Origin of the sequence: Paenibacillus sp. (genome assembly GCF_031177825.1) — a bacterium.
Lineage (GTDB): Bacteria > Bacillota > Bacilli > Paenibacillales > YIM-B00363 > Paenibacillus_AE.
In genome coordinates this window covers 25,040-50,059 of sequence record NZ_JAPSKE010000022.1, presented here as the reverse complement: position 1 = coordinate 50,059, position 25,020 = coordinate 25,040, and the positions used below count along the sequence as shown (strand labels likewise).

25 protein-coding genes and 1 pseudogene are annotated in these 25,020 nt (G+C 61.9%); 19 read left to right on the top strand and 7 right to left on the bottom strand.

Annotated elements, in window-relative coordinates; all coding sequences use genetic code 11:
• The first annotated feature begins 13 nt into the window (after window positions 1–13).
• Complete coding sequence (locus RIN49_RS21215; RefSeq protein WP_309122150.1) at window positions 14–1,576, top strand: glycine betaine uptake BCCT transporter; 1,563 nt, start codon at window positions 14–16, stop codon at window positions 1,574–1,576.
• A gap of 63 nt (window positions 1,577–1,639) precedes the next feature.
• On the opposite strand, the gene RIN49_RS21210 is transcribed toward RIN49_RS21215, so the two are convergent.
• Window positions 1,640–2,203 carry a GbsR/MarR family transcriptional regulator gene (locus RIN49_RS21210; RefSeq protein WP_309122149.1) on the bottom strand — a complete coding sequence of 188 codons (564 nt, stop codon included), beginning with the start codon at window positions 2,201–2,203 and terminating at the stop codon, window positions 1,640–1,642.
• A 263-nt stretch (window positions 2,204–2,466) separates the two neighbouring features.
• On the opposite strand from RIN49_RS21210, the gene proV reads away from it, so the two are divergent.
• The 3 genes from proV to RIN49_RS21195 are packed head-to-tail and all read left to right on the top strand — an operon-like array spanning window position 2,467 to window position 5,370.
• Window positions 2,467–3,657, top strand: a complete 1,191-nt coding sequence (gene proV / locus RIN49_RS21205) for a glycine betaine/L-proline ABC transporter ATP-binding protein ProV (RefSeq protein ID WP_309122148.1) — start codon at window positions 2,467–2,469, stop codon at window positions 3,655–3,657.
• 8 nt (window positions 3,658–3,665) lie between these two features.
• Window positions 3,666–4,511, top strand: a complete 846-nt coding sequence (locus tag RIN49_RS21200) for an ABC transporter permease (protein ID WP_309122147.1) — start codon at window positions 3,666–3,668, stop codon at window positions 4,509–4,511.
• Complete coding sequence (locus RIN49_RS21195; protein ID WP_309122146.1) at window positions 4,504–5,370, top strand: glycine betaine ABC transporter substrate-binding protein; 867 nt, start codon at window positions 4,504–4,506, stop codon at window positions 5,368–5,370. Before RIN49_RS21200 ends, RIN49_RS21195 begins: the two co-directional genes overlap by 8 nt.
• Before the next feature lie 62 nt (window positions 5,371–5,432).
• On the opposite strand, the gene yidC is transcribed toward RIN49_RS21195, so the two are convergent.
• Window positions 5,433–6,248 carry a membrane protein insertase YidC gene (yidC, locus tag RIN49_RS21190; protein ID WP_309122145.1) on the bottom strand — a complete coding sequence of 272 codons (816 nt, stop codon included), beginning with the start codon at window positions 6,246–6,248 and terminating at the stop codon, window positions 5,433–5,435.
• Window positions 6,173–6,556: a hypothetical protein gene (locus RIN49_RS21185; RefSeq protein WP_309122144.1), complete on the bottom strand. Its 384-nt coding sequence runs from the start codon at window positions 6,554–6,556 to the stop codon at window positions 6,173–6,175. Before RIN49_RS21185 ends, yidC begins: the two co-directional genes overlap by 76 nt.
• A gap of 217 nt (window positions 6,557–6,773) precedes the next feature.
• Between RIN49_RS21185 and RIN49_RS21180 the strand changes: the two genes are divergently transcribed.
• The 6 genes and pseudogenes from RIN49_RS21180 to RIN49_RS21160 all read left to right on the top strand — a co-directional run bounded on the left by RIN49_RS21180 (window position 6,774) and on the right by RIN49_RS21160 (window position 11,769).
• Window positions 6,774–7,124, top strand: a complete 351-nt coding sequence (locus tag RIN49_RS21180) for a YkgJ family cysteine cluster protein (RefSeq protein WP_309122143.1) — start codon at window positions 6,774–6,776, stop codon at window positions 7,122–7,124.
• Between the two features lie 128 nt (window positions 7,125–7,252).
• Window positions 7,253–7,726 carry a hypothetical protein gene (locus tag RIN49_RS21175; RefSeq protein ID WP_309122142.1) on the top strand — a complete coding sequence of 158 codons (474 nt, stop codon included), beginning with the start codon at window positions 7,253–7,255 and terminating at the stop codon, window positions 7,724–7,726.
• Between the two features lie 504 nt (window positions 7,727–8,230).
• Window positions 8,231–10,366: a right-handed parallel beta-helix repeat-containing protein gene (locus RIN49_RS21170; protein ID WP_309122141.1), complete on the top strand. Its 2,136-nt coding sequence runs from the start codon at window positions 8,231–8,233 to the stop codon at window positions 10,364–10,366.
• Between the two features lie 6 nt (window positions 10,367–10,372).
• Window positions 10,373–11,275 carry an aldo/keto reductase gene (locus RIN49_RS21165; RefSeq protein WP_309122140.1) on the top strand — a complete coding sequence of 301 codons (903 nt, stop codon included), beginning with the start codon at window positions 10,373–10,375 and terminating at the stop codon, window positions 11,273–11,275.
• Window positions 11,276–11,314: 39 nt separating this feature from the next.
• Window positions 11,315–11,470: pseudogene (locus RIN49_RS28865) on the top strand (hypothetical protein); the annotation flags it as partial.
• A gap of 17 nt (window positions 11,471–11,487) precedes the next feature.
• Complete coding sequence (locus RIN49_RS21160) at window positions 11,488–11,769, top strand: apiosidase-like domain-containing protein (RefSeq protein WP_309122139.1); 282 nt, start codon at window positions 11,488–11,490, stop codon at window positions 11,767–11,769.
• Between the two features lie 233 nt (window positions 11,770–12,002).
• Here RIN49_RS21160 and RIN49_RS21155 read toward each other — a convergent pair whose 3' ends face one another.
• Entirely contained in the window at window positions 12,003–13,850 is a 1,848-nt protein-coding gene (locus tag RIN49_RS21155) for a PAS domain S-box protein (protein WP_309122138.1), read from the bottom strand.
• A 261-nt stretch (window positions 13,851–14,111) separates the two neighbouring features.
• Window positions 14,112–14,324: a hypothetical protein gene (locus RIN49_RS21150; protein ID WP_309122137.1), complete on the bottom strand. Its 213-nt coding sequence runs from the start codon at window positions 14,322–14,324 to the stop codon at window positions 14,112–14,114.
• A 116-nt stretch (window positions 14,325–14,440) separates the two neighbouring features.
• On the opposite strand from RIN49_RS21150, the gene RIN49_RS21145 reads away from it, so the two are divergent.
• From RIN49_RS21145 to RIN49_RS21125, 5 genes are all read left to right on the top strand, one after another.
• Complete coding sequence (locus RIN49_RS21145; RefSeq protein WP_309122136.1) at window positions 14,441–14,725, top strand: DUF6509 family protein; 285 nt, start codon at window positions 14,441–14,443, stop codon at window positions 14,723–14,725.
• Window positions 14,722–14,997 (top strand): DUF1294 domain-containing protein, encoded by a 276-nt coding sequence (locus RIN49_RS21140; RefSeq protein ID WP_309122135.1) that lies wholly within the window; start codon window positions 14,722–14,724, stop codon window positions 14,995–14,997. The genes RIN49_RS21145 and RIN49_RS21140 overlap by 4 nt, the downstream gene beginning before the upstream one ends.
• 127 nt (window positions 14,998–15,124) lie before the next feature.
• Entirely contained in the window at window positions 15,125–15,664 is a 540-nt protein-coding gene (locus RIN49_RS21135) for an RNA polymerase sigma factor (RefSeq protein ID WP_309122134.1), read from the top strand.
• Window positions 15,657–16,433 carry a hypothetical protein gene (locus RIN49_RS21130; protein WP_309122133.1) on the top strand — a complete coding sequence of 259 codons (777 nt, stop codon included), beginning with the start codon at window positions 15,657–15,659 and terminating at the stop codon, window positions 16,431–16,433. Before RIN49_RS21135 ends, RIN49_RS21130 begins: the two co-directional genes overlap by 8 nt.
• 27 nt (window positions 16,434–16,460) lie before the next feature.
• Entirely contained in the window at window positions 16,461–17,015 is a 555-nt protein-coding gene (locus tag RIN49_RS21125) for a hypothetical protein (RefSeq protein WP_309122132.1), read from the top strand.
• Between the two features lie 141 nt (window positions 17,016–17,156).
• On the opposite strand, the gene RIN49_RS21120 is transcribed toward RIN49_RS21125, so the two are convergent.
• Entirely contained in the window at window positions 17,157–19,592 is a 2,436-nt protein-coding gene (locus tag RIN49_RS21120; protein WP_309122182.1) for an alpha-mannosidase, read from the bottom strand.
• Window positions 19,593–19,767: 175 nt separating this feature from the next.
• Here RIN49_RS21120 and RIN49_RS21115 point away from each other — a divergent pair, with 175 nt between their 5' ends.
• Window positions 19,768–21,009: an MFS transporter gene (locus tag RIN49_RS21115; protein WP_309122131.1), complete on the top strand. Its 1,242-nt coding sequence runs from the start codon at window positions 19,768–19,770 to the stop codon at window positions 21,007–21,009.
• Here the strand turns inward: RIN49_RS21115 and RIN49_RS21110 are convergent.
• Entirely contained in the window at window positions 20,936–21,712 is a 777-nt protein-coding gene (locus RIN49_RS21110) for an AAA family ATPase (protein WP_309122130.1), read from the bottom strand. The genes RIN49_RS21115 and RIN49_RS21110 overlap by 74 nt on opposite strands.
• Before the next feature lie 111 nt (window positions 21,713–21,823).
• On the opposite strand from RIN49_RS21110, the gene RIN49_RS21105 reads away from it, so the two are divergent.
• The 3 genes from RIN49_RS21105 to RIN49_RS21095 all read left to right on the top strand — a co-directional run bounded on the left by RIN49_RS21105 (window position 21,824) and on the right by RIN49_RS21095 (window position 24,890).
• Window positions 21,824–22,603 (top strand): alpha/beta hydrolase, encoded by a 780-nt coding sequence (locus tag RIN49_RS21105; protein WP_309122129.1) that lies wholly within the window; start codon window positions 21,824–21,826, stop codon window positions 22,601–22,603.
• 91 nt (window positions 22,604–22,694) lie between these two features.
• Window positions 22,695–24,038: a polysaccharide deacetylase family protein gene (locus RIN49_RS21100; protein WP_309122128.1), complete on the top strand. Its 1,344-nt coding sequence runs from the start codon at window positions 22,695–22,697 to the stop codon at window positions 24,036–24,038.
• Between the two features lie 36 nt (window positions 24,039–24,074).
• Window positions 24,075–24,890 carry a helix-turn-helix transcriptional regulator gene (locus tag RIN49_RS21095; RefSeq protein WP_309122127.1) on the top strand — a complete coding sequence of 272 codons (816 nt, stop codon included), beginning with the start codon at window positions 24,075–24,077 and terminating at the stop codon, window positions 24,888–24,890.
• Window positions 24,891–25,020 lie beyond the last annotated feature (130 nt).

Below are 25,020 nucleotides of genomic sequence, written 5' to 3'. Positions count from 1 at the left end.
GGAGTGAGATGTCATGCGGCAGGTAACGAAGGTGTTTTGGATCGCCTTGGCGGTGTGCCTTGTATTCGTGGGATGGGGCGCGGCGTTTCCGGACCGGTTGTCGGACGTGATGAGCGGTTTGCAGTCGTTCTTCCTGGAATCGTTCGGTTGGTTTTATCAATTGTGCGCCACCTTATTTTTACTGTTCGCCGTGTTTTTGGTGTTCAGTCGGTACGGGAAGATCAAGCTTGGGCAACCGGAGGACGTGCCCGACTTCAATCGATTGACGTGGTTCGCGCTGTTGTTCAGCGCGGGCATGGGCATCGGGCTGCTCTTCTTCGGGGTGTCCGAGCCGATCTCCCACTTCGCCAGTCCGCCGCTCGGCGAGGCGAAAACCGACGAAGCGGCGAAGCTCGCGCTGCGGTACACGTATCTTCATTGGGGTTTTCACGCCTGGGCGATCTATGCGACGATCGCGCTCGCGCTCGCATACTTTAAGTTCCGCAAGGGGTATCCGGGTCTTATGAGCGCGGCGCTCATTCCGTTGTTCGGCGAACGAACCAAAGGCGTGACCGGCACGACGATCGATACGATCGCCGTGTTCGCGACGATCTTCGGCGTCGCCGCGTCGCTCGGGCTGGGGGCGGCGCAGATTAACGGAGGCCTTAGCTACTTAACGGGGATTCCGAACAACTTCGGCATTCAGCTCGCGATTATCGCCGTCGTGACCGTGTTGTTCATCCTGTCCGCGGGAACCGGGCTGAAGCGGGGCATCACGTATCTAAGCAATATCAACATGGCTCTGGCTGCGATTTTGTTTTTCACGGTGCTGTTCGTAGGTCCTACAGTGTTTTTATTAAATCTGTATATCACGACGCTCGGCGAATACATTCAGAATTTGCCCAGCATGGGGCTGCGTCTGGCGCCGTTCAACCCCGAGCGAGCGGCATGGGTGCAAAGCTGGACGATCTTCTACTGGGCGTGGTGGATCGCCTGGGCGCCGTTCGTCGGTACGTTCATCGCCCGCGTATCGAAGGGAAGGACGGTCCGGGAATTCGTCGTCGCCGTCACCGTCATTCCGACGCTCGTGTGCACGGTCTGGTTCGCCGTCTTCGGCGGCACCGCGCTCGATTTGGAATACCGGCTCGGAGTGCCGATCTCGGACCAGGCGCTCGAGACGGCCGTCTTCGCCGTATTCGAACATCTGCCGCTGCAAGGGGTATTGGTGATCGTCACGCTGATTCTCATCTCCACGTTCTTCATTACGTCCGCCGATTCCGCCACTTTCGTGCTCGGGATGCAGACGACGAACGGCAGTCTCAATCCGCCTACGAGCGTGAAGACGATCTGGGGGCTCCTGCTTTCCGCTTCCGCGGTCGTGCTGACGATGTCCGGGGGTCTCGAGGCGATGCAAACCGCGATCATCGTGGCCGCCTTCCCCTTGTCCTTCGTGCTGATTCTGATGGTGGTCGCCATGTTGAAGGCGTTCAACGGCGAGCTTCGACCCGCTTCCGGCAAGGGCCGGGGGGCGGCTCCGTTCGAGGAGCGCGAGGGAGGCAGGCTCCCGTTCCCCGGCCGCAAGCAGAAGGCGAAATAAAACCCAACGAAAAAAAGCGATCGCGACCCCGGGGAACGCTCCGGGGATGCGGTCGCTTTCGTATTATTCCTCTTTCGGCACGAGCTCGAAAATATCGCCGGACTCGAAGGCGTCGATCAGCCGGCCGAGCCACAAGTAGTATTTCCGCGCCTCGACCAGCTTCTTCTCGTCATGATCCAATACGTCGGAGAGCGGGCCGTCTTGCGTCTCCTGCGCTTCGCGACGGAGCTTCTTCACCTCGGCCAGCGCCTTGTTGATCGCCGAGATGTTCATCTCGATCGACTTGCGCCATTGCACCGAGAAGTAGTCGATGAACGTCTGGTGCCAATCGTGCTCCACGACGTATAGATCCTTCCGCGATCCCTTCCCCCATACCTTGTGGACCATCTTGAGATCGATTAACGTACGCATGCCCGTACTCATGCTCGTCTTGCTCATGCCCATGACGTCGCCCATCTCGTCGAGGGTTACGGGTTCGTTCTGAAAATACATATGCCCGTACATATGCCCGATGGACAAGGTAATCCCGTATAAGTCCATATTGCTGCCGATCGTCTCGATGACGCGCTGGCGGATGGACTGAATCTTATCGATTTGCTCGTTCGATAGGCCTTGTAGTTTATTCATTCGTTGTGTTTCCCTCCTTCTGCGGGGGAGTCGCGAGCCGCTGAGACATTAATCCTCATTGTAGGAAACGATGCTCTTCATGTAAAGAGAAAGCCGTGGGCAGAATTGGGAGTATATTAGAGTATTCTGTACGTAATGTACGTAAAGTTTAAACTTTACAAACCATACGACCCATTTTCCGTTTTGACCCTATCGTCCCCCTACCTTTAGACTTAAGCCCAGAGCAATAAAGGCGCAACGGAACATAAGAGAGGGGGAGCAGGATGCCGATCATTGAGGCGAAGCAGGTGACCAAGATATTCGGTAACGACCCGAAACGGGCCCTCCCGCTGCTGAAGCAAGGGTGGTCCAAGGAGAAGATCTTAGCCGAGACGGAGCTGACCGTCGGCGTGAACCGGGTGGATTTCTCGATCGAGCCCGGCGAAATATTCGTCATCATGGGATTGTCGGGCAGCGGGAAGTCGACGTTGGTGCGGCTGTTGAACCGCTTGATCGAGCCGACGGACGGGCAAGTGTTGATCAACGGGAAAGACATCGTGAAGGCGGACGCGGAGCAGCTGCGCGACATCCGGCGGAAGCAAATCAGCATGGTGTTTCAGAAATTCGCCTTATTCCCGCATCGTACCGTCTTGGAAAATGTAGAATACGGCCTCGAGGTTCAAGGCGAGCCGAAGAAGCAGCGCCGCGAGAAAGCCATGCAAGCGTTAGAACTCGTCGGCCTGAGCGGCTGGGAACATAAGAAGCCGGATGAGCTGAGCGGCGGCATGCAGCAGCGGGTCGGACTCGCGCGGGGACTCGCCAACGACCCGGACGTGCTGCTCATGGACGAAGCGTTCAGCGCGCTCGATCCGTTGATCCGCAAAGACATGCAGGATGAGCTGCTGCAGCTCCAAGCGCAGATGAAGAAGACGATCGTCTTCATTACCCACGACTTGGACGAAGCGCTGCGCATCGGCGACCGGATCGCGCTCATGAAGGACGGCGCCGTCGTGCAGATCGGTACGCCGGAGCAAATCTTGACGAATCCGGCGAACGATTACGTCGAACGGTTCGTCGAGGACGTCGACTTATCCAAGGTGCTGACGGCGGCCCACGTCATGCGGCGGCCGGAGACGGTATCGCCCGACCGTGGCCCGCGCGTCGCGCTGCAGCTCATGAAGGAACGAGGCGTCTCCAGTCTGTATGTCGTGGGCAACGAGCGCAACCTGCTCGGCGTCGTGACGGCGGACGACGCCTCGTCCGCGGTGAAGGACGGGAAGACGCTGCAGGACATTATGATCAAGGACGTGCCCGAGGTGCGTCCCGACACGGTCTTGAACGATTTATTTCAAATCATGAGCGACACCCGCGTACCGGTCGCGGTCGTCGACGAGCATAACAAGCTGCGCGGCATCATTATCCGAGGCTCCGTCCTCGGCGCGCTCGCCGGCAATCAAAACGTGGGAGGAGGTTAAGTCAATACATGGGAATTCCCAGAATACCGTTAGGGAAGTGGGTCGAAGCGCTGGAATCGTGGTTGGAAAACCATGTCCAGCCCTTGTTCGACGTTATAAAAATGGTCATCGGTTCCGTCGTCGACGGATTCGAAATCGTGTTCCAAGCGATACCGGCTCCGATCACGATCCTGCTGCTTACGGGCATCGCATACGCCCTCGGGCGCTGGCGGCTCGCGGTCTTTACGGCGGTCGGGTTTCTGCTCATCTGGAATATGGGACTGTGGGACCCGACGATGCAGACGTTGGCGCTGGTGCTCACCTCGGCCGTCATCTCCATCGTGCTCGGCGTCCCGCTCGGCATCTGGTGCGCGCAGAGCAATACGGTACGAAACGTCGTCACGCCGATTCTCGACTTCATGCAGACGATGCCTGCGTTCGTGTACCTGATCCCGGCGGTGTCCTTCTTCTCGCTGGGCGTCGTGCCGGGCGTCATCGCTTCCGTCATCTTCGCCATTCCGCCGACGATTCGGTTGACGAATCTCGGCATTCGGCAGGTGCCTAAGGACTTGGTGGAGGCGGCCGAAGCGTTCGGCTCCACCCCCGTTCAGAAGCTGGTGAAGCTGCAGCTGCCGTTGGCCGTGCCTTCGATTATGGCCGGGGTCAACCAGACGATTATGCTGTCGTTATCCATGGTCGTCATCGCTTCGATGATCGGGGCGCAGGGCGTCGGGTCGAAGGTGTACCAAGCGATTACCCAAGTAAAGACGGGGGTCGGGTTCGAAGCGGGCCTCGCGGTCGTCATCCTGGCGATCGTGTTGGATCGATTCACACATCATCTTGTTCATAGGAAAGGGAGAGGATCGAATGTTTAAGAAGTCTATGGGGAAAAGTATTGCGCTCTTGTTGGGGGCCTCGCTGATCGCGGCGGGCTGCTCTACGGGAGGAGCGGCGAAGAAGGAGCTGACGCTCGCTTACGTCGCTTGGGATTCGGAGATCGCGAGCACGCACGTCGTCGAATACGTGTTGGAGAAGGAGCTCGGGTACGAAGTGGAGATGCTCCAAGTCGACGCGGGTCCGATGTGGACGGGCGTCTCGGACGGCAGCGCGGACGCGATGGTGGCCGCTTGGCTCCCGTCCACGCATGAGAGCTATTATAAGGACAACGAAGGCAAGTTCGTCGATCTCGGACCGAACTTGGACGGAACCAAAGTCGGATTGGTCGTCCCCGCGTACATGGACGTCGCCTCGATCGAGGATCTGAAGAAGCCGGAGGTCGCCGAGCTCGTGGACAGCACGATCATCGGGATCGAACCGGGCGCGGGCATCATGATGGCTACGGAAGAAGCGATTCCCGCCTACGGCCTCGAAGGTTGGACGCTGCTCGAAAGCTCGTCCGCCGCGATGGCGACGGAGCTGCAATCCGCGTACAACGATCAGAAGCCGATCATCGTCACGGGTTGGACGCCGCACTGGAAATTCGGGAAGATGGACTTGAAGTATTTAGAGGATCCGCAGGGCGTCTACGGCGGTGACGAGCAAATTCATACGATCGTGCGGAAGGACTTGGAGAAGGATCATCCGGACGCGTACAAGCTGCTCGACGCGTTCAATTGGACGCCGGACGAGATGGCGGCCGTCATGGTCGACATTCAAGAAGGCGCGGAGCCGGCGGATGCCGCGAAGGCATGGGTAGAGGCGAACGAGGACAAAGTGAAGTCGTGGTTGGAGTAATCTAACCCGCACGAATAAGAGGCCGGTCCGGGAACGTCCCGGACCGGCCTCTTGCGGTTCGATTATGTTTCGTCTCTTCCGTACAGCTTCTTGCCGATCCACGTCTGGGCGACGACGATGATGCCGCCGACCGTCCAATATAGCGGCAGCGCGGCGGGGGCGGTGAAGGAGAACAAGCCCATCATGACCGGGGATAGCAAACCGAGGAACGCTATTTGCTCCTGCTGCCCGTTCGCCGGAGCGGAGCCCGTCTGGGATACCTTGAATTGTACGAAATACACCGCGGCGGCGAGGAACGGCAAGATCAAGTCCGGATGTCCCAGATTAAACCAAAGGAACGAATGGGACGCAATTTCAGGCGTTCGGCGGATGGCGTAATAGAAGCCTAATAATATAGGCAGTTGGATGAGGGCGGGCAAGCATCCGACAGCGAGCGGATTGACTTGATGCTTCTGATATAACGCCATCATCTCCTGCGATTTGGCTTGTTGGGCGGCGCGCTCCGCTCCCTTGTCCTTGTACTTCTCCTGCAGCTCTCGAAGCTCCGGTTGGAGACGCTTCATCTTCGACTGCATCTCCGACTGACTCTTCAGCTGCCGCAGCATCAGCGGCATGAGCGCCAGACGGATCAAGACGGTCACCAGAATAATGGATAAGCCGTAATCCCCGTGAAACAGACGAGCGAAGTATGAAATCAAGCGGGAAAACGAATATACGAAGTAATGGTCGAACCAACCGGCGCTGTTCGCGTCGATCGGGGCGGTCGTCGCGCCGCAGCCGCTTAACGCGAGCGCGATTCCGATCAGCAGGGAGAAGGCGATCGGACGCCGCAGGCGGGCGAATCCGAACGCTCCGGCCGATGCGGTCGAAGTTTCCATAAGAATAAAATTCCTCCTCGTTCGTAGTCGGTCGTCGCTGTCGAATACGAACGGGAGGAAGGATCGCCTTCGTCGGTCGGCGCTTTGCGCCTGACGCGGCCTAACGCCTTGCGAAGCGAAGCCATCGACTCCATGGCGGCCCTCTCTTGATCGGCGGAAGCGCCGTTCGACGGCGAACGCGAGGCGGAATAGGCGGCGACGACGACCGACGCTGCGGTCAGCCGCAGCCCGATAAAGCCGAATAGCAGGCTGAGCGAGCCGAGAAGCGAGATCGCTTCGAACAACAAGTCGGGAAGATCCGGGAACATGCGGATTCACCTCCTTCACCCCTACAATATACAACGTTCATACGAGGGGAGAAAGGAGCGGTTTCGGAAGACTTCGAGGGACTAGAGAACCAAGGGGAATATATTGACAAAAATAAATTTATGTGTTATAATATAATATTTTTTTATTGAAATATGACTCTGACTAGGATATAAATGTATATGTTTCAATGAAATCTTAAAGATTGAAGGTGTCCCCATGGAAAGTCTGCCGTGTCAGGGGTGCAAAGGTTTATGTTGCGGACCGGTACCGATCACCAAAGACGAACGCAAGCGTATCCATAAGAAAATCCGTTCGATGCCGCCGAAAGAGCGGGCGGCGCTGCAGAAGCAGGAACGCTTCTACGGCACATGCATCTTTTACGATCTCGATCGGGACCGGTGCGGGATCCATGCCGCAAGACCGGCCGTGTGCAGGGCGTTCGGCTATTATAAGAATTTAGTTTGTTTCCGCAAGCCGGAGGCCGCTTCGAAAGGAGTTTGGAACGCGGACGAAGCGGACTTCGAAGGCGTCTTAAGCGAAGACTTCACTTGGAAGGACTTCGCATGAAGATAATTTAGCGGCGGGGTTGCAATACGCAGGAGACGGCGCATTATATTTGCTTCGTCTGGGAGCTATCCCGCTGGACCGGCGATCGAACCGTACTCGAGGATAACTACGAAGCTTGCGGCAACGGCATGGACCGGCTGCTCGGCGAGATGGACCCGGACGGCGACGGCCTCCCTTCGGGCTACGGCATTATCGAAATCGCAGGGCTGAATATGGAGCTGCTGCGACGGATGAACCGGTCCTTCTCGATGGCGTTGCCGGGGTCGATCTGCGAGATGTCGCCGGACTACGGCTGCATCGCGCAGGCGTGGACGCTGTACGCACTCGCCGTACCCGTCGTCATGCATCTCCTCGGGCTGCAGCCCGAGGCGCACCGGAGGCGCATTCGCCTCGAGCCGAAGGTGCCCGCGTCTTGGGAAGGGCAATGGATCCGCCTTCGCGACGCGCGCGTCGGCGATGCGTCGCTGGATATCGCGCTGCGCAAGGAAGGCGGGAAGGTCGCCGTCGAGATTGTCAACGCATCGGGCTTGACGGTGGAGTTGTTTTGGAAGGGACGAACCGTGACCAGCGACCGATCCGTGATTCGCATCGCCATCGAATAGAAAGAAGGGGCTCGGCCGAGAGGTCGGGCCTTTCTTGACGGCCTCGCACTTCGAGCCGTGGACCGGAACGGCCAAGAGGAACGAATATGAACAAAGCTGGAGCGGATTTGGTCCTTCGGCACAACGACAACCTAGAAGGATGGGGCCGTCCGCCATGGAACTCCTCATCGAAAAACATGCGACAGCCCAGCGGATACCGATCTATGCTCGCATCGGGCGATTTCGAGCTCATGACTTCGGTTTTTTACATGTTTTGCAACAATCTGCAGTTGGCGGAAGAGCGAACTCGTCGTTATTATGGGCATGAAGGCGCGCATTTTCCGAAGACGATAACATCCAGTCACATACTTGATCCGGGATACAGGCGAGAACGCGAGGGCAAGCCGGCGAGCCGAGTCGACCATTCGTACCTTCGGCACTACGTAAACCTGAGACTCCTCCCCGGAGCATCGGACGAAGGACGTCGAGATGAATTTCGGAACGATCCTTAAGGAGGACATGGACATGGATGATACGCTGCATCTCGCCCCCGGCGGGAGAGACGACGCGGACGGCTCGGCCGCCGCGCCGCTGCGAACGCTGCAAGGGGCGGCGGCCCGCATCCGCGAGCTGCGACGCGACGGACGGGAGACGGGGGCCATCGAGGTGCTCCTGCACGGAGGCGAATACTCGACGCCGGAGGGGCTGCTGCTGACGGGCGACGACCTGGGCGACGAGGATCGGCCGGTCGTCTTCCGCGCCGCCGGCGACGGCGAGGCGGTCGTGACCGGCGGCATTCGCCTGAAGGGCTTCGAGCCGCAGGAAGGCGGGATCGTCAGACTCGATCTGGCGGCGGCCGGCCATGCGGGGCTCCGGTTCTCGCAGCTGCTGTATCGGGGGGAGAAGCAGCGGATCGCTCGGTATCCGAGCTTTCAAGCGGACAATCCGTACGGCGGCGGATGGCTGTACGTCGAAGGCGACCCTGTGGACATGTACGAAGGCGGGCACGGACAGAAAGACCGGTTCGTCTGCCGCGACCCGAGGTTGCAATCGTGGTCCGCCTTGGATCGGGTCGAACTGTTCATCTTCCCGAGGTTCAACTGGAATAACGACATGATCCCGCTGAGCGGTTACGACCCCGCCACGGGCGAAGTCCTCTTATCTCGGCCGGCGACGTACGAGATTTATCCGGGCGACCGGTTTTACTTCCGCAACGTACGGGAGGAGCTGACCGAGCCCGGGGAATGGTACTTGGACAAGGACGCGGACATGCTGTACTTCTATCCGCCCGCGCCGGTCGCTTGCGAAGACGTCGAAGTGTACGTGCCGACGGCGGCGCACTTGATCGAGCTGCGCGGGGCGCCGGAGCAAACGGAAGATTTATATACGGAGAAGATCGATTGGCGGGAGTCGGGCACGTACATCCACCATGCCGAACGGATGCCGCAGCGAGTCGGCCGCGGGTACGTGTCGTTCGAGGGTTTGACCCTCGAGGGCTGCGCCGGGACGGCCGCGCTGCTTCGCGACGTGTCGGAGTGCCGCCTCTCGCGCTGCATCGTTCGATACACGGGCGCGGCCGGCGTCACCGTCCTCGGCGGGAAGCGCAACGTCGTAGCGGATTGCGATATTTACGAGACCGGCAGCCACGGCATGTACGTCTCCGGCGGCGTGCGCAGCCCGTTCGCCGGCCGGTACGACCCGTGCGGTCACGAAGCGACGAACAATTATGTGCATCATATCGGGACGGAGACGAAGAGCGTCGCCGGCATCTCGATCAACGGGGTCGGCATCCGCGTCGCCAACAACCTGATCCATGACGGTCCGCGCTGGGGCATCCAGTCGCGGGGAAACCGCAACGTCATCGAATACAATCACATCCGGCACGTCAACGTCGAGACGAGCGACACCGCCGCGATCTACTTGGTGGACCGGGATTGGACGATGTTCGGCACGAAAATCCGATACAACCGCATTCACGATATTTTGGGCTACCACGCGGAGAACGGCGTCTGGATGTCGCCCTCCTTCGCCTTCGGCATCTACCTCGACGACTACACGAGCGGGGTGGAGGTGTACGGCAACGTGACGTACCGAACGCCCGGAGGCGGGCTCTACCTGCATGCCGGCAAGGAAAACAAGGTGGAAAACAACATGTTCCTGGACACGTCCAAGGAGGTCGCCAAGTTCCGGAGGTGGCGCGAGGAGAAGGAGTACGAGACGCTGCGGACGCGAGGCCTCGGGCTGCGCCACAACGAAGTTCGGCGCAACATCTTCGCCTCGGGCGGCGCCCAGGCCGTGCTGTATCGATTCGATACGGCGCTCGACAAGGACGGGCGGCTCGACTTGGATACGAACGTATGGGAGAACAACCTCGTCTGGCTGTACGGCAAGCCGGCGACGGTGCGCGTTACGAACCGGGAGGAGGAGCGGTTCCTGCCGTTCGCGTCGTGGCAGTCGCTCGGCTACGAGCGGGGCAGCGTCGAGGCGGACCCGCGGTTCGACGCGGCCGGGCCGGAGCCGCATGCGCTGCTGCCGGACAGTCCGGCGTTCGCGCTCGGCTTCGAGCCGCTGCCGTTCGAATCGATGGGATTGAGGCGTGACGTACATGAAGCGCCGGGCGTGCGGGAGCACCCGGTGCGCACATTCGCAAACAAGGAGTGACCCGCCATGGAATATACGACATTCGGCAAGACGGGACTGACCGTTTCGAAAATGGGACTCGGCGGCGCCCCCCTCGCCGGCGACTTCGGCAAGACGGACGAGAACGAGGTGCAGCGCGTCATTCACGAGGCGATCGACCTCGGCGTCAACTTCATCGACACCGCCCCGCTGTACGGGAGGGGCGAGTCGGAGCGCCGCATCGGCCGGGCGCTCGCCGGCGGCCGCCGCGAGCGGGTCGTGCTCGCCTCGAAAGCGGCGCGCAGCGACATGCGATACGACTATAAGACGATCATACAGTCCGTGGAAGACAGCCTCGCGCGGCTGCGGACGGACCGGCTCGATCTCGTGCAGCTGCACGACGTCGATACCCAGCCGTACGAGCTCATTATCGAGGAAGCGATCCCGGCGCTGCGGAAGCTTCGCGAGGACGGCAAGGTCCGGTTCCTCGGCGTGAGCACGAAGGTTCTGGATTTGTTGATGCGGTTCATGCGCACGGAAGCGTTCGACGCGGTGCAGTTCTACGCGCGGTACATGCTGCTCGACCATTCCGCGAAGGACGCGCTGCTGCCGCTCGCCCGCGAGATGAATCTCGGCGTCATTAACGGCAGCGTGCTCGGCATGGGCATCCTGGCGGAGACGCCGGCCTCCTTCCTCGGCGAGGAGACGGTGCGGCGGGCGGCCGAAGGGATCGCCAAGCTGGACTTCCTTCGGACGAAGGACGGTCCGGGCGGGCTGATCGAGCCGGCGATGCGCTTCAGCTTCGCAAATCCGGATATTCATGTGACGCTCAGCGGCGTCGCCACGCTGGACGCGCTGCGCATGAACGCCGCGCTGTGCGACGGGCGGGGCCTCGAGGCGGAGCGGCAGGCGAAGGTGTTCGAGCTGTTCCAAGGCAACACCGTGTTTTAAACGAGGGGGGAGTCTGGACATGGGGAATCGACTCCAGGTATGGAACGCGATCGAGCTGACGTTCGAGGCGGAGCGGGAGGCGGGCCGCCCTTGCGCGGAGCTCGCCATGACCGTCGCATTCGTCTCGCCGGGCGGCCGTCGCTTGGAGGCGCGGGGTTCTGGGCCGAGGGGCGGAGGTGGCTCGTCCGCTTCGCGCCCGATGAAGCCGGCCCTTGGCGCTGGAGCTCGAACTCGGCGGACGGCGGTCTCGGCGGCAAGGAAGGCGCCTTCGACGTCGAGCCGTACGAGGGGAGCGCCCGCTGTACCGTCACGGCTTCGTCGGCGTGCATAAATCCGGCCGGGCGTTCGCGCACGCCGACGGCACGCCGTTCTTCTGGCTCGGCGATACCGTATGGTCGGCGCCGGCGCACGCGACGCTCGAAGAATGGCAGCGTTACGTAACGCATCGCGGCGAGCAAGGCTTCACCGTCGCGCAGATCAATGCGCTGCCGTAATGGGACGCCTCCGGCGCGCAGCTCCGGCAGCCGTTCGAGGGGCTTCCCGACGGGACGTACGATCCTGCGTCGCCGAACCCGGATTACTGTGGGACGGCGACGCCGCCTTGACGCTGAGCCTCGGTTTCCGTCCGATCGACGCGAGCGCGGCCGGCCCTCGGGCGGACGGCGGGAACCGCAGTGAAGAAGAGAGGGAGCATCCTCCGACGGACGGAGGATGCTCCCTCTCTTCTTCACGCGATGGGAAGCGACAGCTCGACGGTCGTGCCTTCGCCCAGCTTGCTGCGGAATCGGACGTCGCCGCCGTGTTGCTGCACGATTCGCTTCGTCACCATCAGCCCGAGCCCGGTGCCCGACTCCTTCGTCGTGAAGAACGGCTCTCCGAGCTTCGCGAGCTCCTCCTCCGAGATGCCGACGCCTTGGTCGATGAATCGGATTTCCGCGACGTTCCCGGCCGATCGACGCATCCGAATTTTGATGATGCCGCCGTCCGGCATCGCTTCGATGGCATTCTTGATGAAATTAATGAACACCTGCTTCAATTGATTTTCGTCGCAGGACGCGACCAAGTCGCCGGTTCCGTAGTCGACTTGAATGAGCACGTTGTTCATATTCGCTTGGGCGTCCATGAAGGAGACGACCTGCTGCATCAGGAAGCGGACGTCCTTCTTCGTGAACTTGATTAGCTGCGGCTTCGCCAAGATGAGAAGCTCGTTCGTAATCATCTCGATCCGATTCATCTCCGCGAAGATGACGTCGAAGAATCGGGATTTGTCCGTCGTCATATCGCGCATCAGGAGCTGCATGAAGCCCTTGATGGCCGTCAGCGGGTTGCGGATTTCATGCGCGATCGCCGCGGCGAATTGCCCCGCGACGGCGAGCTTCTCCGAATGGACGATCAGCTCCTGCGTCTGCTTCCGCTCCGTAATGTTGCGAATGAGGAGGCATTGCATCTCGACCTTCCTGTAGACGGCCGGAATGCAGGCGATCTCGACGTCGATGATCCGGCCGTCCATACGGACGAGCTTCTCTTCCATCGACTCGAGCGGCTCCCGGCGGCCTTCCACGCGTTCCATGCGCAGCCGGATGCGGTCATGGAACTCCGGATGCACAGTATCGTACACGTTGCGCCGGAGCAGCTCCTCCTTGGAGGCGCCGAGCAGCCGCGCCGCGGCGTCGTTCGCGTACATCCAACGTTCGCCCTTCGCCAACACGATCGCTTCCGGGAAATCCTCCACCAACCTGCGGTAGTTGTCTTCGCTGCGCTCCAGATCTTCTTCGATCCGCTCCCGGTGGTGGCGAAGCCGATCATTCTCTTCGATATAGCGCCTCTGCAAGGTAACGTCCCGGAGCACGCTGATCGTCTCCCGAACGGCGCCGGTCTCGTCCCGCAGCGCGTTGAAGCTGGTTTCCAGCCATACGTACGCGCCGTCCTTCCGGCGGGTCCGAAAAACGAGGAGCCGCTCGTCCGTGCCGTCGGGAGGGAAATACGTCCCTTCCCGCAGCGACTTCGCGTCGTCGGGATGGATGAATTCGTACGCGGAAACGCCGATGAGCTCCTCCGGCGCGTACCCTAGAATCCGTTCGCACGAGGGGGAGACGTACAAGCACACGTGATCGGGCGAAAGTCTCGCGATGATATCCGCCGAATGCTCCGCCAGCAACCGGAACAGCCGCTCGCTCTCTTGATTGACCTGCTCCAGCTGCTTTCGCTCCGTAATATCCTGGATTTGGGACACGAAGAAGAGCGGGGCCCCCTCCGGCGAACGGACGAGGGATACGCTTAGAATCGCCCAGACGACGTCGCCCGAGCGCGTGAGGTATCGCTTCTCGATGCGGTACGAATCGGCATGTCCGGCGAGCAGACGCTGTACGTTGCGTTCGTCCAAGTGCAGGTCGTCGGGGTGCGTGACGGTTTGGAACGTGTGCGTTAGCAATTCCTGTTCGGAATACCCGAGCAGCACGCACAGCGAACGATTCACTTGCATCCAGCGCCCGTCGAGTCCGACCAACGCCTTACCGATGGGCGCGTGCGTAAAGGCATGTTCAAGCAGCGCGGTATCCTTCCGATCCAACGACATGTCGACCAACCTTTCGCGAAAATAAAAAAGCCAAATAGTTCGCGGTCGTTCGACCGCTGCTATTTGGCTTATGTCCAGCATTCTTTCTGGCTCATTCAACCGAATTATGGAATTTATCTATATATCATACCGGGTTCCGGCCGGGGTTTCAATACTTGCTCCTATCGACAGGGGGAAATGTGACTTTGGTCGCATGTTTCGGAAGGGGATGCAAGCGGCGGATGCCCGGCGGAAGGCGCCGGGCAGGATCCTTACTCCACCTTACTTCGTGGAAATCTTATACGCGGTCAATATGCAAGGCACGCCGCGGCCGACGGCGCCCGGCTTGCTCATATGCTCCATGTATTCGATGCCCCGAGCGCATTGACTTTTGCATGCAGCGCACGTCTCGGACGTGACGATGCGCGTGTACCATTGGAGCGTATTATGGTACGAGATGGTTCTCCGTTTCGCCGCTCCCGATTTTCCCGCCATGCCGACCCACTCCTTCCTCCCGTCGAACTGTCCCTAGCTATTGCTAACGTATGAAGATGAAGCGCGAACGGTCATGGGCTATAATGGAGAGACAAGACGGAAAGGAAGTCGGTCCCATGGTGGAAATCAGCGCGTTCAGCGCGGAGCAGATTAAGGACCCGTTCGGCATCTTGCCCGGAGCGCGGTACGAGTTTTATTTGGACCTCGAGGTGGAGGAGGACGACGAGCTGTATTCGGAGCAGGGCCTCTCCGTCCGGGTCGTCTACGGCGTCGAGGAGGCGCGGTCGGGCATCGTGAAGTACGAGCTGCTGGAGCGCTCTACCGAGAAATATCTCGAATTCGAGCTGGAGGCGGAGGAATTGGAGGCGATCGAGGCGTTCTGCCGGGAGCATCTGCCGTGAAGTACGTCTGGATTTACCTCGCGCTCGTGAACGTCGTCGGGTTTTTCCTGATGAAGCACGACAAGGAGCAATCCCGTCGAAGCCGATGGCGCGTATCGGAGCGGCGCCTCTTCACGTACGCGGCGGTCGGCGGCGCGTTAGGCGTCTGGGCGGGGATGCTGGCGTTCCGGCATAAGACGAAGCATATGAGCTTCGTGCTCGGCGTGCCCGCGCTCGCGGTCGTGAACGCCGCTTGTTTGTATTTGATTCTCGCGCGCCTCGCGGATTCGTAATTCGCGGGGCGGATCCTGCCCGACGCCGAGAGGCGTCTTTTTTTTTTCTGGAACGAAAACTTTGTTTCGGGGTCGCAGGGTATTACCTAAGTGTAAGGACGCTCGGCGAAGAAACGGAGGAGGCGCGGTGGAGGAACAGGAGCTCGTACGGAACATCAAGGCGGGAGACGGCGATGCGTTCGAGGCTCTCTACCGTCTCTACGCCGACGGCGCGCTGCGAACGGCGCACGCGGTCGTCTTCGACCGGATGACGGCGGCGGACGCGGTGCAGGAGACGTTCGTCCGGGTGTATCGCCATATCGGGTCTTACGATGAATCGAGGCCGTTCCGGTCGTGGTTTCACGCGATCCTGATCAACGAGTGCAATCGAAGCCTGAAGAAGCTGGCGAAGGCGATTCCGATGGAGCTCGACGAGTCGCGGCATTTGCCGGCGGAGCGCGATACGTACGCGTTCGAGGAAGAGGACGCCTTATACCGGCTGGTGCGGGAGCTGGAGGAGCCGTTCCGTCTTCCGATCGTTCTGAAATACGTCAACGACTTGACGGATCGGGAGATCGCGGACGTCATGGGACTGAATTTGAACACGGTGAAATCGAGGCTGCACAAGGGGAAGAAGAAGCTGAGGACGCGGATGATCCGGGACGGAGGGGGGAACGGGTATGGCTGACGCATTCGACGAACGGTTGAAAGCGAGCTTGCGCAAGGCGACCGAACCGGCCTCCCGGATGCAGGAAGACGTATGGTCGCGGATCGCCGAGCGGATCGCGGCGGAGCCGTCCGACCGCGAGGAGGCCGTGAAGGCGCAAGCAGCCCCACCCGTCCGGCGCCGCCGCCTGCGCCGCGCCGCCGTCGTTTCGGCCGCGGCGGTCTTGACGCTGGGGGCGTTCCTCGCCGCGGCGCCTCCGGGGCGAGCGCTCGTCGCCGAGGTGAAGTCGTGGTTCGCCCCGCAGAAGACGGTCGAGGAGCCGCTGGAGGGGCAACCCGAAACGACGGAGGTCGAGCTGCAAGAAGGGGCGGCGGGATACGTCATCTACTTCGACGAAGCGCGATTCCGCATGGACCGCGTCGACGGCGTCGACCGGATCGTACCCGTCGAAGCGCCGGGACCCGCATACCCGGAAGTGTATATGGAAATTTCGCATACGGCCGGGGCGCCGGCCGATGTCGCGAAGGCGCTGGCCGCCTCGGTCGAGCGAGAGCCGACCGTGCTCGGTCCCCGCAAGGTCGAATTTCCGACCGGCGGCTGGGAGATATACGCGGTCGGCGGCACGGGCGGGCTGGCCTGGAACGACCCGGTCGTGAGGTACCTGGCGATCGACGACGGCGCCGGCGGCGCGTTCGTGGCGAAGCAGAAGTATTTCTTGGAAGCGGAAGAGGGCTACGGCGCGCGCTTCCAGCTGATGATGAAGGAGTTTTATATTACAGAGAACCCTTAGGGAGATCGGAAGAGGAGAGACATACGCATGAAAAACATCGGATATGCCATGATGATCGGATTGCTGGCGGCGGGGCTCGCGGCTTGCGCGGCGGAGGAGCCGAAGGAGGCGTCGAAGGCTCCGACGGAGCAGCCGTCGCAGAAACAGCCCGCGCCGGAGCAGCCGGCCGCGGAACCGCCGGAAGCCGAACCGCTGCCCGTACAGGAGCCGGCCGCCGAAGAGCCCGCCGCGGGAGGACCGGCGGCGGATGTGCCGGAGCGCTTGAAGGCCGAGGACCTGATCGGACGCTCGACGGACGACGTCAAGGCGCTGTACGGCGAGCCGGCGGCGCAGGTCGACGACATGAACTACTTGATTTGGCGGTATGACTTCGGGACCGAAGGGTACGCGTACGACGAGAAGGTCATCTCGATCGATGCGCAGGGCTTCGCCGAAGAGAACATGCTCGCGCAGCTCGTCGTCGAATTCGGGGACGATCCGACGGCGGACGCCTATTCCGTCTACTCCATGAAGGACGGCGAGCTGATGCAGTACCGCGTCACGAAGGACGGCGCCGAGGAATACCCCGCCGCCGCCGATTGACCGCGGAGGGGATGAGAGGGAAAAGCTCCCGTATAATCGATCGATTCGGAGAAGGAAGCCACTCTGGACGGGAGGGTTTCCGTATAAATCGCGAAAAATCCCCCGCCGTCGGTCGCGAGACCGCGGCGGGGGATTCGTTCGTTACGCCCCTTCGATCAAATTCGTCTCGACGATCGCCGAGGCGGGATCGACCGGGACGCGGAACGTCTTGATTTCGCACGGGCCGAAGTCGGCGCGGATGACGCGGCCGAGGTGCGGGAGCGAAATTTCCGCGCCGGCCGCGGGCTCTCCGTGCGCCTCGTAGCAGCGGACGATCAGGTCGTCCCCGTCCTCGGCTTTCTTGATCGCGGAGACGACGAGCGCGTCGCGGTTGACCGAGACGTATGAAGCGGCCTGCGGCAGCGGGCCGTCGTGGTACGTCTCCATCAGCGGAATGACGCGCTGATTCAGCTCCGCGGCATGCCGCGCCGCGCCGGCGTCCTTCCATGTGCCGCGATGCGGCAGCAGGGCGTAGGAGAACCGCTGCACGCCTTGGTCGATGAACGCGTAATCCTTGCCCTCCTCGATCGGGCCCGGGATGTGATGCGCATAGATCGGGGAGCGCAGCACGGTCATGCTCATCTCCGCGCCGCGCACGTCGAAGGCGTACTTGCCGTCGTTCAGCAGACTGACGCCGTAGACGCCGCCGTCGCCGCCGAGCGCCGCGCCGGAGACGTCGATCCAGTTCTGTCCCGGCTCCTCGTCGCCGTCCGTCTCCCGAACGATGTGGCCGTACGGGATCTCGTACGTGGCTACCGGATTCGCGACGCCGACGGGGAAGCGCAGCTTGAGCATCTTGAACCGCTCGTGCCAGTCGACGACGACGGCGACCTCGATTCCGTCGACGCCGGCGCGGACGATGAAGTCCTGCGTCAGCGTCGAGCGGCCGTATGCGGAGACGACGCGCAGGACGGACTTGACCGGCCCGTGCTCGACGAGCCGAACGGAGCGCGCCGCGAAGACGCCGATTTCATCAATGTACCGCGTCATGTTGTGGCCCCACGTGTCGCTCGGATCGTGCAGGACGACGGGACGCGCCGCCGGGCCGGAGAACGCTTCGACGCCGGAGCGCTTGTCGTACAGCGACGCGATCCAGCCCGTCGCCGGATCGAGGACGAGCCGGTACCGGTCGTTCTCGACCGACGTCGGCGTCGCCTCCGCGGCGGCCGGCAGCTCCGGCGCGGACGCGTCGGCGACGACGCGGTACACGCGGTAGCCGAGCGCGGGCACGTCGGCCATGAAGGCGATGCGCTGCCGGAAGCGGGTCGTCGCGAGCGACTGGACGACCTGCATCGGCACGCGCCGGCCTTCGTCGTCGAGCAGAATTTCGTCGCCGCGCAGGAAGCTCTTGCCGACGAGGCCGGGATGGCCGAACTGCAGCGCCGCCTCGGCGCGGACCGGCCACGCGTTCGGGTTAAAGACGACGATCGGCACCATGCCGTCCTCCGCCGGAATGCCGATGCGCCACGAGAGCGCCTGCAGGGCGTAGTTGAGCCCGGTCGACGCGATCGTCATGGCGTAGCCGTGCATGTCGCGCGCGTCGTCGTACGCGGGCTCGATGCTCGTTCCGGCGAGAATGTCGTGGAACTGATTGAACATCGCATGCCGCCACGCGGCTTCGAAGTCCGCCGGATACGGCTGCCCCGCGACGTCCTTCGCGACGGACGCGAATTTCTCCGCGACGAGCAGCTTGTTTTCCGCTTCGCGATTCCACCGCTTGATCCCGGAATGAACGGAATAGCAGCCGACCGCATGCATCTGCAGCTCGTCGCGCACGACGGGAATCGGCCAGGACGGATCGACCTCGGCGAAATACCGGACCGGATCGCTGAGCGTCAGCTCCGGCAGGCCGTCTCGGCCGCTCAGAGACGCGATGCTTGCCAAATTTTCCTTCGTCGGCCCGCCGCCATGGTTGCCGACGCCGTAGAAGCACATCACGTGGCCGAACGCGTTCGGCAGCTCGCCGGCGCACTTCTCCACATGCTCGTCCAGCTCTTTGCCCCAGCGCGTATACTCGAACGGGATCCGGAAACTCAGCACCTCGGAGCCGTCGTCCGACCGCCACCGGAACAGCCGGCTCGGCAGCTCCTTCTCGTGCGGCTGCGGCCGCATGAAGACGTAATAGTCCATGCCGCTCTTCTTCAAAATTTGCGGCAGCATGCCGTGGTGGCCGAAGCTGTCCGGATTGTAGCCGACCGTCGCGGTTACGCCGAACTTCTCCTTGAAGTATCGCTGTCCGTACAAGCCTTGCCGGACGAACGATTCGCCCGAGGGCAAGTTGCAATCGGGCTGCAGCCACCAGCCGCCGCACAGCGCCCACCGGCCTTCGGCGACGCGCCGCCGGATCTCTTCGAACATCGCCGGTTCGTTCCGCTCGATCCACTCGTACATGACCGCCGAGCTCGACGTAAAGACGAAGTCGTCGACCTCGGCGATCCGGTCGAGCGCCGAACGGAACGTCGCCTTCGCTTCTTGAAAGCCTTCTTGCCATTGCCACAGCCACACCGGATCGAGATGGGCGTTGCCGATCATATGCATCTTCAATGAAGGTCGCCTCCGACGGAATAAGCTCGTCCATAGCATACCGCGTTTGCGTACCGGTTACCAAAACGTCCCTGCGCCGACTTTCGATTGACAGCGGCTTCGGGCCGGCAGTATTCTTGGGAGTAATATTCGACCACTGGTCATCCACGAAACGGAGTATCCGTCAGTTATGAATCTGCCTTCGCTGCGCCATTTTTCGAAAGACATGCAAGTGTTTATGATCGCAAGCCTCGTCAACTCCGCCGGCAGCTCCTTGATGTGGCCGCTCATCTCTATGTATGCGTTCGACGAGCTCGGCCGCAGCATGGCGGACGCGGGCTTCGCGCTCGTCGTCTTTGCGCTCGGATCGATCTGCGGCCAGCTGGCCGGCGGCGCGTTGTACCATCGGCTCGGCGTGAAGCGGCTGGTCGTCGGGTCGCTCTCGCTCGTCAGCGCCGGGCTGATCGCGCTGCCGTTCGCCGGCCATTCGTGGCCGGCGTTCGTCGCGCTGCTCGGGTGGATCGGCTGGTTCAACGCGATGGCGTCGCCCGCGATCCAATCGTTCATCGGCTTCCGCTTCCCGGAGCGGCGCGCGGAGATGTTCAACGCGGTGTACGTCGCGAATAACATCGGCGTCGCGGTCGGCTCGGCCGCGAGCGGGTTCCTTGCGGAAGTGTCGTACGCGCTCAGCTTCGCGACGAACGGCGTCACTTCGGCGGGGTTCGCGGTCTTCTTCCTACTCTATTTGAAAAGGACAGGCGCCGAGGCGCCTGCCCGCTCCGCCGAACGAAAAAAGAAGACGGGCGGCTATGCGCCGCTCGCGAACGTCCGGGTGTATCTGTTCCTGGCGGTGGCCGGCCTGGCGCTGAACGCCGGCAACTCCGTCTGGAATTCCGGCGTCGCTCCGTTCATCCTCTCGGAAGGGATGGCGAAGTCGGCGTACGGCCTGCTCTGGACGCTGAACGGCGTGCTCATCTTCGTCGCCCAGCCGCTCATCGGCCTGCTCCGCCGCACGATCGCGCAAAGCTACACGAGCCAGATGACGGCGAGCGCCGTCCTGTACGCGGCGGGCTTCGCTTGCTTCCTGATCGTGCCGAGCTACGCGGGCATGGTGCTCGGCATGATCCTCGCCACGTTCGGCGAAATGCTGATCGCGCCGGCCGTCCCCGCGTTCCTGTCGGAGGCCGGAGGGAAGGAGGCGCCGCTGTACCTCGGCATCGTCGGCGGCGTCGGCTCCGTGGGCCGGGTCGTCGGGCCTTACGCGATGGGCTTCCTGTACGACGGGGGAGGCTTGCCGCCCGTCGCTTGGGTGGCGGTGGCGGCGTCGGTCTTGGCGGCAGCGTTCTATCACCTGCACGCTATTCTGTATCGGAATCGTCCCGAAGCAGCTCGGCCAGCATCCGATCTTTATTCGAAAGAAATTCCTTCATAACGATGTAATGGTCGGTCTCCTCGAGCGTCCGCGCGTCGATCCCGTCCGGGGTCAAGTAGTAGATGAGGCTGTCGGGATACGCCATGACGATCGGGGAGTGCGTCGAAACGATGAACTGCGAGCCCGTCTCCACGAGATCGTGCATGCGGGCGAGCAGCGCCATCTGGCGAACGGGGGACAGGGCCGCCTCCGGCTCGTCCAGCACGTACAGCCCGTCTCCCCGAAACCGATGCAGGAACGTCGCGAAGAACGCCTCGCCGTGCGACTGCGCGTGCAGCGACTTGCCTCCATAGGAGTGAATGATTTTCCCTCCGGGTCCCGGCTCCCGATCCATCGCTTCGATATGGCTTGCCACGTTGTAATAGCTTTCGGCTCGGAAAAAGAAACCGTCCCTCGGCCGGCGCGCGCCGCGCACGAGACGGATGTATTCGTGCAGCGCCGAATGCGACGGCTCCGTCGCGAAGTTGAAGTTGACGGTGCCGCCTTCCGGATTGAACCCCCACGCGACGGCCAGCGCTTCCAGCAGCGTCGACTTCCCCATGCCGTTCTCCCCGACGATATACGTCACCTTCGGGTGCAGCTCGAGCCGGTCTAAGTAGCGCAGCGCCGGAATGTCGAACGGGTACGCCCGGAACGACGGCACCCGCTCCCGATCGAGCCCGAAGCTGCGGACGAAGCCGCCGGGCTCCGCGAAACGCGCCATAGCGACGCCTCCTCGTTTTCCGAATAAGTTCCTTGAAGCCATCTTACTTCAAAACGTGATAAGATAAAACCGAAGTGCGATTGACGGAATCGGAAAAAAGGAGAATGCGCCATGGCTTTGTTACGATGCGATTTTTTCTCGGACGCGCTGCAGCTCAGCACGTCGATGACGGTCATCTTGCCGCAGAAGACATATACGCAAATCGGGATGGCCGGCGCGGGAAGCGCGCGCGAGCTGTACCCGACGCTGTACCTGCTGCACGGCTTGTCGGACGACGATACGATCTGGTCGCGCCGCACGTCGGTGGAGCGGTACGCCGCTTCCTTGGGCCTTGCGATCGTCATGCCGAACGTGCACCGCAGCTTCTATGCGGATATGGAATACGGCGGACGGTATTGGACGTTCCTGACGGTGGAGCTTCCGGCGCTCGCCCGCTCGTTCTTCCCGCTGTCGGCGGCGCGCGAGGACAACTTCGCGGCCGGGCTGTCGATGGGCGGCTACGGCGCCATGAAGTGGGCGCTCAATCGTCCGGACAGCCTGGCCGCGGCCGCGAGCCTGTCGGGCGCGCTCGACGCGCTCCGGATGACGCGAAACCCGGAGCCGTGGATCAAGCCGTCGCTGGATTTAGTATTCGGCGGGCGGGAGCTGGAGGGGACGGAGCACGACGTGATCTCGCTGCTCGCGAAGGTCGACGCGGCGGACGGCCCGAAGCCGAAGCTGTACCAATGGTGCGGGACGGAGGACTTCCTCTATGCGGATAACGTCGCGTTCCGGGACGCCTGCCGGCGGACCGGATTGGATCTGACGTACGAGGAAGGGCCCGGGGACCACAGCTGGGGGTACTGGGACGAGAAAATCCAAGACGTGTTGAAGTGGCTGCCGCTCCGATAAGGTCGTCGGTCGGGAAACGCTAGTCTATTTCCTATCAACCGGTCATATACTCTACCAAATCGTTACGAAATGATCTGGGAGGGTACCGGAAATGATAGGTTCTTGGACGAAGCGGGTGGCGTTCCTTACGATGGTGTGCTTGTTGTTGATGCTCTGGCCGCAAACCGCGAAGGAGGCGGCGGACGTGTCCGCCAAGCCGGAGGCGCCCGCCGCGCGGACGGTCGAGCCGGCGAAGCAGGCGGCGCCGACGAGGCCGGAGCCGCAGCCAAAGCCGCAATCGGAGACGGCGTCCGAGCCGACGGCCGAGCCGACCGACAAGCCGGCCGACGAACCGACTGTCGCATCGACCGACGAGCGGACCGACGAGCCGCCGATCGAACCGGCGGCCCGGCCGGCGGCCTGGGTCGACCCCGCGGAGCTGTTCGCACGGCTCGCGAGCGGCGACCGGACCGGCGGCGCGGCGCGGGACGAGGCGCGTTCGCCGGCTGCGCCCTCCCAGCCTACCGTCTATTTGACGTTCGACGACGGACCGTCCAAGTGGACGCCGCAGGTGTTGGACGTCTTGAAGGAATACGGCGTGCCCGCGACGTTCTTCGTGCTCGGGGAGCACGCCGCGGCGCGGGAAGAGACGATTCGCCGCATCGTTTCGGAAGGGCACGCCCTCGGCAATCATACATACGATCATAAATACGAAGACTTATACGGCAGCTTCGCCACCTTCTGGGAGCAGGCGGAGCGGACGAACGATATTTTGGAACGCATCACGGGCGAACGCGTCTCGCTGCTGCGGGCGCCCGGCGGCACGGCGAAAAACTTCGACGCTTTCTACTTCTATTATTTGGAGAAGGCAGGCTACAAGATCCACGATTGGAACGTCGATTCCGGCGATTCGAAGCGCCGCGGCGTCCCGGCTTCCGAGATCGTGGCGAACGTGAAGCGGACGAAGCTGGCGCACGAGATGAACGTGCTGCTGCACGACGGCGCGGGACACGAGGAGAGCGCGAAGGCGCTGCCGGACATCATCGAGTATTTCCAGGAGCAGGGGTACCGATTCGCGGCGTTGACCGAAGAGACGAGGCCGATCTCCTTCAAGGTGTCGAAGCCGAAGTGGAGCCGCTCCGTCAGCGAGGCGGAGCACGCGCGGCTGCTGGCGCTCGTCGAACCGTCGCGGGACGTCGCGATTTTGTCCGCGGCGTCGGAGGAGCGGGTGCCGCTGCGCGCCTGGGCGGAAGAGACGGGAGCGACGGTCGTCTGGGACGCGGTCCGCGAGACGGCGACGGTCGTCGTCGGCCAGAAGCGCCTCCAGTGGAACGTGCGGGAGGCTGCCGGATGGACGATCGACGCGGAGGGCCGGGTCGATCGCATCGACTTCGCGCTGGAGCTGCAGGGCGAGCGGTTGTACGCGCCTAAGGAGAGCCTCGAGGCGCTGCGGTAACGAACGAAACATTGGCGAACGAGGAGGGCATAACGGATGCAAGGCGTCGAGGTATTGTCTGCGTCCTACTCATACCATACGAAGCCGTTCCACGTGGTGGCGAAGGAAGGGCTGCAGACGCACTATTTGCTTCGCCTGCAAACGGAGGGGCGATGCCGGACCCGTATCGGCGGCGCGCTCGTGCCGGTGGAGCCGGGGGATCTGATGCTGTATGCCCCGGATATGCCTTACGAGCTTCATGTCGAGGAAGAGGAACGAGGGGACGGCCGCGCGGTGGCCAGCGGCGATTACTTTATCTTTTTCCGCGGGGGGTGGGTGGACGAATGGTGGAAGCAGAAGCCGCGTCCCGTCAAGATGCGCGTCCCGATGGACGAGGGTCTCGTGCCGTTGTGGCGGCAGATGATCGCGGAGCATCGGCGGCAGTCCGAGCAATCTCCGATGCTGCTCGACTATCTGATGCGCGTCGTCTGTCTGACCGTGGATCGCCTGTGCTCGGAGCAGCGCCCGATCAAGGGCAATGCGTTCCTCGCGTACCGGATGAAACATTACGTCGAGGAGCGGGCGACGACGTTGTTCCAGCTCAAGGATCTCGCCCGGCATTGCAACGTCAGCGTGTCGCGGGCGGTGCATCTGTACAAGCAATTTTTCGGGAAAAGCATCATTCAATACGCCCAAGAAGTTCGGCTGAAAGTCGCGCTGGAGCGAATGCTGTATACGCAAACGCCCCTGGAGGTCATCGCGGAGACGTCCGGCTTCCCGAGCTACACATATTTCTATCGCGTGTTTAAAAAAGAATTCGGCGTTTCGCCGCAGCAATACCGGAGCGAGCGAAGCGGAGCGCTTGAAACATAAGGGTGAGTATATTTTAACACTTATTGACAGATGCTACCGTCATATCGGAAATTGCGCAGGTGATTCGGGCGTAACCGATAATATCCCCCGTGTGCCGCTCGCCATACGCAAGGCGCTTGCGAACGATAAG

Excerpts from the sequence above, each read along its gene's own strand:
- RIN49_RS21215 (WP_309122150.1), top strand. The coding sequence starts at position 14 with ATGCGGCAGGTAACGAAGGTGTTTTGGATCGCCTTGGCGGTGTGCCTT.
- RIN49_RS21210 (WP_309122149.1), bottom strand. The coding sequence starts at position 2,203 with ATGAATAAACTACAAGGCCTATCGAACGAGCAAATCGATAAGATTCAG.
- proV (WP_309122148.1), top strand. The coding sequence starts at position 2,467 with ATGCCGATCATTGAGGCGAAGCAGGTGACCAAGATATTCGGTAACGAC.
- RIN49_RS21200 (WP_309122147.1), top strand. The coding sequence starts at position 3,666 with ATGGGAATTCCCAGAATACCGTTAGGGAAGTGGGTCGAAGCGCTGGAA.
- RIN49_RS21195 (WP_309122146.1), top strand. The coding sequence starts at position 4,504 with ATGTTTAAGAAGTCTATGGGGAAAAGTATTGCGCTCTTGTTGGGGGCC.
- yidC (WP_309122145.1), bottom strand. The coding sequence starts at position 6,248 with ATGGAAACTTCGACCGCATCGGCCGGAGCGTTCGGATTCGCCCGCCTG.
- RIN49_RS21185 (WP_309122144.1), bottom strand. The coding sequence starts at position 6,556 with ATGTTCCCGGATCTTCCCGACTTGTTGTTCGAAGCGATCTCGCTTCTC.
- RIN49_RS21180 (WP_309122143.1), top strand. The coding sequence starts at position 6,774 with ATGGAAAGTCTGCCGTGTCAGGGGTGCAAAGGTTTATGTTGCGGACCG.
- RIN49_RS21175 (WP_309122142.1), top strand. The coding sequence starts at position 7,253 with ATGGACCGGCTGCTCGGCGAGATGGACCCGGACGGCGACGGCCTCCCT.
- RIN49_RS21170 (WP_309122141.1), top strand. The coding sequence starts at position 8,231 with ATGGATGATACGCTGCATCTCGCCCCCGGCGGGAGAGACGACGCGGAC.
- RIN49_RS21165 (WP_309122140.1), top strand. The coding sequence starts at position 10,373 with ATGGAATATACGACATTCGGCAAGACGGGACTGACCGTTTCGAAAATG.
- RIN49_RS21155 (WP_309122138.1), bottom strand. The coding sequence starts at position 13,850 with ATGTCGTTGGATCGGAAGGATACCGCGCTGCTTGAACATGCCTTTACG.
- RIN49_RS21150 (WP_309122137.1), bottom strand. The coding sequence starts at position 14,324 with ATGGCGGGAAAATCGGGAGCGGCGAAACGGAGAACCATCTCGTACCAT.
- RIN49_RS21145 (WP_309122136.1), top strand. The coding sequence starts at position 14,441 with ATGGTGGAAATCAGCGCGTTCAGCGCGGAGCAGATTAAGGACCCGTTC.
- RIN49_RS21130 (WP_309122133.1), top strand. The coding sequence starts at position 15,657 with ATGGCTGACGCATTCGACGAACGGTTGAAAGCGAGCTTGCGCAAGGCG.
- RIN49_RS21125 (WP_309122132.1), top strand. The coding sequence starts at position 16,461 with ATGAAAAACATCGGATATGCCATGATGATCGGATTGCTGGCGGCGGGG.
- RIN49_RS21120 (WP_309122182.1), bottom strand. The coding sequence starts at position 19,592 with ATGCATATGATCGGCAACGCCCATCTCGATCCGGTGTGGCTGTGGCAA.
- RIN49_RS21115 (WP_309122131.1), top strand. The coding sequence starts at position 19,768 with ATGAATCTGCCTTCGCTGCGCCATTTTTCGAAAGACATGCAAGTGTTT.
- RIN49_RS21110 (WP_309122130.1), bottom strand. The coding sequence starts at position 21,712 with ATGGCGCGTTTCGCGGAGCCCGGCGGCTTCGTCCGCAGCTTCGGGCTC.
- RIN49_RS21105 (WP_309122129.1), top strand. The coding sequence starts at position 21,824 with ATGGCTTTGTTACGATGCGATTTTTTCTCGGACGCGCTGCAGCTCAGC.
- RIN49_RS21100 (WP_309122128.1), top strand. The coding sequence starts at position 22,695 with ATGATAGGTTCTTGGACGAAGCGGGTGGCGTTCCTTACGATGGTGTGC.
- RIN49_RS21095 (WP_309122127.1), top strand. The coding sequence starts at position 24,075 with ATGCAAGGCGTCGAGGTATTGTCTGCGTCCTACTCATACCATACGAAG.